General features: G+C 62.9%; 11 protein-coding genes and 1 tRNA gene. 4 read left to right on the forward strand and 8 right to left on the reverse strand.

Going from position 1 to position 7495, the window contains the following annotated elements:
- Positions 1-33 precede the first annotated feature (33 nt).
- Entirely contained in the window at positions 34-429 is a 396-nt protein-coding gene (locus tag VF769_RS17440; RefSeq protein ID WP_331009708.1) for a DoxX family protein, read from the forward strand.
- Positions 430-456: 27 nt separating this feature from the next.
- On the opposite strand, the gene VF769_RS18490 is transcribed toward VF769_RS17440, so the two are convergent.
- The 4 genes from VF769_RS18490 to VF769_RS17455 form a co-directional block, all read right to left on the reverse strand.
- Positions 457-741: a GIY-YIG nuclease family protein gene (locus VF769_RS18490; RefSeq protein WP_349258162.1), complete on the reverse strand. Its 285-nt coding sequence runs from the start codon at positions 739-741 to the stop codon at positions 457-459.
- An 81-nt stretch (positions 742-822) separates the two neighbouring features.
- Positions 823-907, reverse strand: a tRNA-Leu gene (locus VF769_RS17445).
- Between the two features lie 150 nt (positions 908-1057).
- Entirely contained in the window at positions 1058-1531 is a 474-nt protein-coding gene (locus VF769_RS17450) for a peptidase S1 (protein ID WP_331009709.1), read from the reverse strand.
- 146 nt (positions 1532-1677) lie between these two features.
- Entirely contained in the window at positions 1678-1935 is a 258-nt protein-coding gene (locus VF769_RS17455) for a FliM/FliN family flagellar motor switch protein (protein ID WP_331009710.1), read from the reverse strand.
- Between the two features lie 47 nt (positions 1936-1982).
- Between VF769_RS17455 and lipB the strand changes: the two genes are divergently transcribed.
- The 3 genes from lipB to VF769_RS17470 all read left to right on the forward strand — a co-directional run bounded on the left by lipB (position 1983) and on the right by VF769_RS17470 (position 3575).
- On the forward strand, positions 1983-2672 hold the full coding sequence (gene lipB, locus VF769_RS17460) for a lipoyl(octanoyl) transferase LipB (RefSeq protein ID WP_349258163.1): 690 nt from the start codon (positions 1983-1985) through the stop codon (positions 2670-2672).
- A gap of 68 nt (positions 2673-2740) precedes the next feature.
- Positions 2741-2890, forward strand: coding sequence for a hypothetical protein (locus VF769_RS17465; RefSeq protein ID WP_331009711.1), 150 nt, complete (start codon positions 2741-2743; stop codon positions 2888-2890).
- Positions 2891-3176: 286 nt separating this feature from the next.
- Positions 3177-3575 (forward strand): hypothetical protein, encoded by a 399-nt coding sequence (locus VF769_RS17470; protein WP_331009712.1) that lies wholly within the window; start codon positions 3177-3179, stop codon positions 3573-3575.
- A gap of 51 nt (positions 3576-3626) precedes the next feature.
- Here the strand turns inward: VF769_RS17470 and VF769_RS17475 are convergent, their stop codons facing one another.
- The 4 genes from VF769_RS17475 to VF769_RS17490 form a co-directional block, all read right to left on the reverse strand.
- A complete protein-coding gene (locus VF769_RS17475; RefSeq protein WP_349258164.1) occupies positions 3627-5621 on the reverse strand; it encodes an acetyl/propionyl/methylcrotonyl-CoA carboxylase subunit alpha in 1995 nt (664 codons plus the stop codon).
- Between the two features lie 251 nt (positions 5622-5872).
- On the reverse strand, positions 5873-6385 hold the full coding sequence (locus VF769_RS17480; RefSeq protein ID WP_331009714.1) for a hypothetical protein: 513 nt from the start codon (positions 6383-6385) through the stop codon (positions 5873-5875).
- On the reverse strand, positions 6382-7254 hold the full coding sequence (locus VF769_RS17485; RefSeq protein WP_135213401.1) for a ParA family protein: 873 nt from the start codon (positions 7252-7254) through the stop codon (positions 6382-6384). Before VF769_RS17485 ends, VF769_RS17480 begins: the two co-directional genes overlap by 4 nt.
- Positions 7178-7495, reverse strand: a 318-nt coding sequence (locus tag VF769_RS17490; protein ID WP_331009715.1) for a hypothetical protein, incomplete at its 5' end; no start/stop codon positions are given. The genes VF769_RS17485 and VF769_RS17490, both read right to left, overlap by 77 nt.

Raw genomic sequence — 7495 nt, forward strand, 5'->3', positions numbered from 1 at the left:
TCGTCCTCTGGGCGATTACGAGGAGACGACGTCATGAAAACCAGCGCCTCTGTGTGGCTCGGGCGGGTGATGAGCGGACTGTTTGCCCTGTTCATGCTGGCCGCCTCGGTGACGCCCAAGCTCATGGGGATGCCGGTCGCGGAAGAGACCATGACGCAGCTGGGCTGGCCGCCGGGTTATGCGTTCGCGATCGGCGTACTCGAACTGACCTTAGTGCTGCTTTATCTGTTCCCGCGCACCAGCGTGCTCGGCGCGATCCTGTTCATGGGCCTGCTGGGCGGGGCGATGGCGACTCAGATTCGCGCTGAGAGCCCGCTCTTCAGCCATGTGTTGTTCAGCCTTTATCTCGGGCTCTTCATGTGGGGCGGCTTATGGCTGCGCGATGAGAGGCTGCGTGCGCTGTTCCCGTGGCGGCGCGGGGAGGATTAGATCGGGGGCGACGCTTATCGAAGGGCATTACCAGAACCGCTTGTTCGCGAAGGCCTTACCCGATCCGGACTTCAGGTAATGCTCGAACGCCCGCGCTCTGCCTTCATCCTCGAACGCGAAATACGCAATCAACCGCCAGGGTCGATATTTGGATGTGTGCGGAGAGCCTCCGCCGTTGTGAGTCGTCAGACACGATTGAACGTCGGTCGTGAACCCTGTGTAGCGCTGATCAGGGCGAGACGCGCTTCGCAAAAGATACACGTAGAACATGGCCACCCTCGCGGGACCACGTATAGCGCGGGGCGTAGCCATCCGAAGCTCGCGTTTGGGACGCTCAGCCCTCCTACGCCAAGGCTTCGGAGGGCATCCTACCCTCGCTGTGCGAGCGTAGGATGGTGCGCTCGAGAGGACTCGAACCTCCACGATGTTACTCGCTGCCACCTCAAGGCAGTGCGTCTACCAATTCCGCCACGAGCGCATCTTGGGGCGGCGGGCCTGAGGCCCTCCGCCGTGAGGGCGTGGCCGTAGCAGACCCGCCCCGAACGAACAAGGGCCGGAGCGAGGCTCCGGCCCTTTCCTTTTCAGCTTCGGGCGCGGGCCTTGGCCCTACCCGACCGAGACAGCCGAGTTACTGGCTGGAGACCTCGGAAATGACCAGCTGGGCCGCGTTGTTGCCGCCGCCGTAATCGCCGACCCAGATGTCATATTGGCCGGACATCGGCGAGCCGAAACGGAGCGACGGGTTGAGGCCGTTTACGCCGCCATCGTCATCGCAATACCAGGAGCCGTCGGGACCGTTGACGACCAAGGTGGTGTCGGCGCCGGAGGCGACCGAAATGATGAGCGGGTAGGAGCCGGCCCGGTAATTGACGCGGAAGTCCGGCGCATCGGCGATCGAGCCGCGGCAGGACGGACTGACATTGGCGGCGTTGCGCGTACCGCCCGACGTGACGTTGACCACATACGGATCGGGGGTGAAGCCGGCGCTGAGGTTCACCGTGCCGTAGAGCGGGTTCAGGCCGTAATTCTGAGCGAAGGCCGCGCCGGTGGCGACGGTGGCGAACGCAGCGACGGCAGCGAGTGTGCGAGCGATTGGCGACATGTGGTTTTCCCCGGTAGGCGGCGCGCCCAAGGCTCAGACGCGCCGTAGAACGATTGGACTATGGCGTCCCACGCCTGAAGCGCACATGAACAGAATCGTAAGAAAAGAAACACCCCCATTTGAGGAAACGGGGTGAACTCGGGCGATCAGGCGGCCGCGTTGAACTCGTGCACGTCGGCTGGCTCGGTGACCGTGATACAGAGACGATCACCTTGGATTGTAATTTCGCCGCGTGCAATCGGGTGGCCGTTCGCGAGAATCCAGAGCTGGTCGGATTCCTTGGTGTCGAGCGGGATGACCGCGCCCCGGCCCATCTTCAGGAGATGGTGCATCGGCATCTTGGAGCGGCCGAGCACGACCGCGAGTTCGATGTCGACGTGGTGGACTTGGGTTTTCTCAGGCACAGGCGATTCCCATTTGATTCTGCTCTAGTCGAACCGGAAAGGGTTGCTTGGACGTGAACGACGCGGCGAAACGGATCGGCTGGGCGATGTCGCCGGGGCTCGTGGACTACGAGGCGGCGGTCGCGGCCATGGAAGCGCGCGCGGCGGCGATCGCGGCGGGCGAGGCTGGCGAGCTGGTGTGGCTGTTGGAGCATCCCCCGCTCTACACCGCCGGCGTCAGCGCGAAAGCCGACGACCTGCTGGCGCCGGATCGATTCCCTGTATTCAAGACGGGACGCGGCGGCCAATTCACCTATCATGGGCCGGGCCAGCGCGTGGCCTATGTGATGCTCGACCTGCGTGAACGCGGGCGCGACGTCACGCGATTCGTCGCCGATCTCGAGCGCTGGATTATCGGCGCGCTCGATCGCTTCAATATCAAAGGCGAGATTCGCGACGGCCGCGTCGGCGTGTGGGTGGAACGCAAAGGGCCTGGCTGGCAGCGCGAGGACAAGATTGCTGCAATCGGCGTGCGCTTGCGCAAGTGGATCAGCTTTCATGGCGTCGCGCTTAATGTCGAACCCGATCTCGAACATTTCTCCGGCATCACGCCGTGCGGAATCAACGCGCCAGAATTTGGCGTGACGAGTTTGGTCGATCTTGGTTTGCCGATCAGCATGCACGATGCGGACGCCGCGTTGCGCGCATCGTTTGAGAATGTGTTCGGGCAAACAGAACACACTGCGCCTCCGATCTAGTGCGCGAGTGCTAATTGCGCGTGCATGCGATGTGAGAGAGCGTTAGGCGTCATATCGGAGATGACGCCATGAAGAAGCAGCCCGCCGATCAAACCGCCAAGCGCTTGAGCGCTGATGAATGGTTCGCGCGCTACGATGGCGTTGTCGTGCCGATGCCGAAGCGTGCGTCGCCACCGAAACAACGGCCTCCGGCCGATCGGGTGGCGGTGCGGGCCTAGGTCTCTGGAATTACCCCTGTAAAGCACACTCCAAGGCGCGCTCTCCGGCGCGCCTTTTTGTTTTGGGTGCTTTGATGCTCCCCCGTTTACGGGGGAGCAGTCGCGTAGCGACTGAGGGGGCGAGACGCGCGCACTTCTGACGGACTTTCCCCCTCCCCTCGCTTTCGCTCGGACCTCCCCCGCAAGCGGGGGAGGAGTTTTTCTCCAGCACCTTGCGTCCAAACCGCGAGCAACCCGCATCTATGTCAGCAATGGGGCGGCAGTCCCCGACTATGGAGATGCGACGATGGATGCGGATATCTTTGTGCCGTTTGTGTTTTTTGGGTTCTTGGCGGCGATCATTCTGGTGCCGGTGCTGGCCAAGGAGCGCACCAAGCGCTCGGCGCATGAACTGGTTTCCCGCGCCATGGAGCGCGGCCAATCGCTCGATCCCGCGCTCGTCTCGCAGCTGACGCAGAACATGCTCGAAGAAGGCAACCGCGCCCGCAAGAGCCTGGGCAATGCGGTGGTGCTCTTGGCGTTGGCGGGCGGCTTCCTCGGCGCGGGCTTCGTGATCGAAGGCTACGATCATGACGGCGACGTGGTGCGCGGCATGGCCGTGCCGGCGATCATCCTCGCCTCCGTCGGCCTCGCCTATCTGGCGCTCGCGATCATCGATTATTCGACAAAGAAGAAGGCGGCGTAAGACCGCTCACGCACGAGGGAATGCGAAGGCCGCGCGATGAGCGCGGCCTTTTTACTCAAGCTCAATCATCACCTCGTCGGCCGCCACGCTGGCGCCGGCGGCGACGTTGACTTTGGCGATCACGCCGTCGCGTTCGGCGCGGATGATGTTTTGCATCTTCATGGCTTCGACGATGGCCACGCCCTCGCCCGCCTTCACCTCTTGGCCGGGCTTCACGTCGATCGAGATGACGAGGCCGGGCATGGGCGAGACGATGAGCTTGGAGGTGTCGGCCTTCTGCTTTTCCGGGATCTTCTTGTAGAGCTCGGCGGCGCGGGGGCTGGCGACAATGGCGCGCGCGGTGATGCCGCGATGGCGCAGCTGATACCCCTGCGGCTCCGACTTGATCTTTACGGCGAACGGCTTGCCGTCGAACGCGCCCTGGATGATGCGCGCGCCGGGGCGGGCGTCGGTGTCGAGGCGATAGGCTTTGCCGTCAAGCGTGATCGTGGCGCCCTTCTCATCGAGGGCGACGTCGGCGGCGTGGTGTTGCTTGTCGAGGATCACGACCCAATCGCGGCGGGCATGCGCGCCATTGGCTTGCCCGCTGGTTTGGGCGGCGCGCTTGGCGGTGAAGGCGCGCGCGTAGGCGGCGACGCTCAATAGCAGCTTTTCCTGATCCTTCGTCGGCGGCACGCCTTCGAAGCCTTCGGGGAAATGCTTCTTGATGTAAGCGGTGGTGATGTCGCCGGAGCGGAATTCAGCCTCTTCCATCACAGCGCCGAGGAACGGGATGTTGTCGGCGATGCCTTCGATCAGGAATTGATCGAGCGCGCGGGCTTGCGCGTCGATCGCGGCGATGCGCGTCGGCCCGTGCGTGACGAGCTTGGCGATCATCGGATCGTAGAACATGGAAATCTCGTCGCCCTCGCGGACGCCAGTTTCATTGCGCAGCGTGAGATCACCGCTCTTGCCTTCAGCGGGCGTGGTGTAGGTGCGCAAGCGGCCGATCGACGGCAGGAAGTTGCGGTACGGATCTTCGGCGTAGATACGGCTTTCGATCGCCCAACCTTTGATCTTCAAATCCTTCTGCTTGATCGCAAGCTTCTCGCCAGCGGCGACGCGGATCATTTGCTCGACCAGGTCGAGCCCGGTGATCATTTCCGAGACCGGGTGCTCCACTTGGAGACGCGTGTTCATCTCGAGGAAATAGAAGCTCTTGTCGGCGCCTGAGGCGACGAACTCGACGGTGCCGGCGCTGTCGTAATTCACGGCGCGCGCGAGTGCGACGGCTTGTTCGCCCATGGCGTTGCGCGTTTTTTCATCGAGCAGCGGCGACGGCGCTTCTTCGATGACTTTCTGATTGCGGCGCTGGATCGAGCATTCGCGCTCGAACAGATGGATGACGTTGCCGTGCTTGTCGCCCATCACTTGGATTTCGATGTGGCGCGGCGCGGTCACGAATTTTTCGATGAAGATGCGGTCGTCGCCGAACGCGCCCTTGGCTTCGGCGCGCACGGCCGGGAAGCCTTCTTCGACCTCTTTGCGATTGTAGGCGACGCGGATGCCTTTGCCGCCGCCGCCGGCGCTCGCCTTGATCATCACCGGATAGCCGATCTCTTCGGAGATCTGCACGGCGTGATCGACGCCTTCGATTTCGCCGATGAAGCCGGGCACGCAAGAGACGCCCGCGGCTTGCGCGCTCTTCTTCGATTCAATCTTGTCACCCATCGCGCGGATCGCGTTCGGGTTCGGGCCGATGAAGGTGATCTTCTCCGCGAGCAGACGATCGGCGAACTCGGCTTTCTCGGAGAGGAAGCCGAATCCGGGGTGGATCGCTTGCGCGCCGGTTTGTTTGGCGGCGTCGACGATCTTGTCGATCACCAGATAGGACTGCGCGGCGGGCGCGGGGCCGATGAACACGGACTCGTCGGCCATATCGACGGCGAGGCTATCGCGGTCGGCCTCGGAATAGACCACAACGGTTTTGATGCCCATGCGGCGGGCGGTGCGGATGATGCGGACGGCGACCTCGCCGCGATTGGCGATCAGGATTTTATCGAACATGGCGAGGGGGTTGTTAGCCAGGATTTCCGCGCGCGTCACCCTGTCCCCATGCGGCAGGGGAGACAAGACATAAGGCCGCGCGGGGATGGACCGGTTGGTCGGGGATTGTGCGCTTAACTGCTCACCCGTTTACGGGGGAGCTGTCAGCGCGCGAAGCGCGATGACTGAGGGGGCGACGTAGCGCAAGCGTTGGGCGGACTTTCCCCCTCCCCGTCGCTCCGCTCCGGACCTCCCCCGCTTGGAGTTGGAGTTCAGTAGTCGAACATCTTCTCGTCACGCTCGGCGCGGCGTTTGGCTTGGGCGAGGATGTGGGCGGCGAGTTCGTCGCGGGTGAGCGAGGGCGTGACGCCGCTGGGGTCGAGATTGTGCTCGGCAACGAGGGCGCGGAGCGCGGTGAGTTCTTGGCCGTCGAGCGCTTTGCGGAGCGCGTCTTCGCCTTCGCGCTTGTAGAGGCCAGCGGGGTTGATGGCGGGGGCCTTTTTTTGCTCCCCCGCGCGCGGGGGAGCTGTCGGCGCAGCCGACTGAGGGGGCGGCGCGCGACGCTTCGAGGGACTTTCCCCCTCCCCTCGCTTCGCTCGGACCTCCCCCGCTTGCGGGGGAGGAGTTTGCTCCGGCGCTACGTCATCGAGCACGTCGTCGGGCACGTCGCGGCGGGAATCGTGGCGTTGGAGGACCGCGTCTAGGCGGTTGGCGAAATCGGGGTTGCGCTTCGCCTCGCGGCGAATTTCATCGAAGAAGCGATCGAGCGTCCTGTTCAGACTCATAGGGCCTGCGCGACTTCCACTTTGGAGACGAATTCCTCGCCGAGCTTGGCGACGATTGGCGCCATCGCGCCGTACTTTTGTTCAAACGTGCGCGGCGTTTCCGACCATTCAGCGGCCTTGGCGATATCGACGTGCTGCGGGATGCGCACATCGAACATCGCTTCGCCGAGATTGTCCTTCAGCAGCGAGGCTTCCGAGCGGTGCAGCGAGAAGGTTTCGTCATATTTCGTGGCGAGCACCATGAGTTGCGACGGGCCGCCGCGACGCTCATTGATCAGGCGCAGCGCGCGCTTGCGGAACGTGATCAAGCCCAGTCGCGACACGTAATCGGGGATCGACGGCACCAGGATCGCATCGGCCGCGATCAACGCCGCTTCGGCGAAGAGCGAGATCCCGGGCGGGCAATCGATCAGAATGTAATCGTATTCGTTGACGACGTTCTTGATGCCGTTGGCGAAGCGCTCGCAAATCCATTTTTGGATTTGATCGATCTGGAAGCCGCGCTTGACGAAGCTTTCGATCATGTCGCGTTCGACGATGCGGAATTCCGGCGCCGAGGCGCAGAGCGAAACGTCCGGCTTGCCTTTGAGGTCGCTGACCTTGAGCTCGATCAATTGCTTGAACGGCTTTGGGCGCTGCTGAACGATGTAGGATTCAAAATAGAAATCGAGCGTGCGCTCGGCCTCGCGCATCGCGTTCCACTTTTCAGGACCGGCGACCATGATCGAGGCGTTGGTTTGCGGATCGAGATCGATCACCAGCACGCGGCGGCGCTGGTGCAGAGCAAGCGTTTCAGCGAGCGAAACCGTCGTCGTGGATTTGCCCACGCCGCCCTTCATGTTGATCACTGAAACCAAACGCGCGGGCATATTCTGGCCCCTCTTCACTTAATCCGTTTCCGAACGCCGGACGGTCGGCGGGGATGGTTAGTTTTTGGTAAATTTGGATCAAGTGAACGATGCACAAATCGGCGATGTGCGTGTGGAGAAGCTTGGTTTTGTTGGCTTGTTGCGGGGGCGATTTTTGAACACCGAAACCCTCTCCCTTGCGGCCGCGCATCGGGGGGTGAGGGGCGCTCCGACGCACGATGATGGTGGAAAGGCGCTGAGC

This window comes from Vitreimonas sp. (assembly GCF_036392335.1).
GTDB lineage: Bacteria > Pseudomonadota > Alphaproteobacteria > Caulobacterales > Aquidulcibacteraceae > Vitreimonas.

Excerpts from the sequence above, each read along its gene's own strand:
- VF769_RS17465 (WP_331009711.1), top strand. The coding sequence starts at position 2,741 with ATGAAGAAGCAGCCCGCCGATCAAACCGCCAAGCGCTTGAGCGCTGAT.
- VF769_RS18490 (WP_349258162.1), bottom strand. The coding sequence starts at position 741 with ATGGCTACGCCCCGCGCTATACGTGGTCCCGCGAGGGTGGCCATGTTC.
- VF769_RS17475 (WP_349258164.1), bottom strand. The coding sequence starts at position 5,621 with ATGTTCGATAAAATCCTGATCGCCAATCGCGGCGAGGTCGCCGTCCGC.
- VF769_RS17470 (WP_331009712.1), top strand. The coding sequence starts at position 3,177 with ATGGATGCGGATATCTTTGTGCCGTTTGTGTTTTTTGGGTTCTTGGCG.
- VF769_RS17440 (WP_331009708.1), top strand. The coding sequence starts at position 34 with ATGAAAACCAGCGCCTCTGTGTGGCTCGGGCGGGTGATGAGCGGACTG.
- VF769_RS17480 (WP_331009714.1), bottom strand. The coding sequence starts at position 6,385 with ATGAGTCTGAACAGGACGCTCGATCGCTTCTTCGATGAAATTCGCCGC.
- VF769_RS17485 (WP_135213401.1), bottom strand. The coding sequence starts at position 7,254 with ATGCCCGCGCGTTTGGTTTCAGTGATCAACATGAAGGGCGGCGTGGGC.
- VF769_RS17450 (WP_331009709.1), bottom strand. The coding sequence starts at position 1,531 with ATGTCGCCAATCGCTCGCACACTCGCTGCCGTCGCTGCGTTCGCCACC.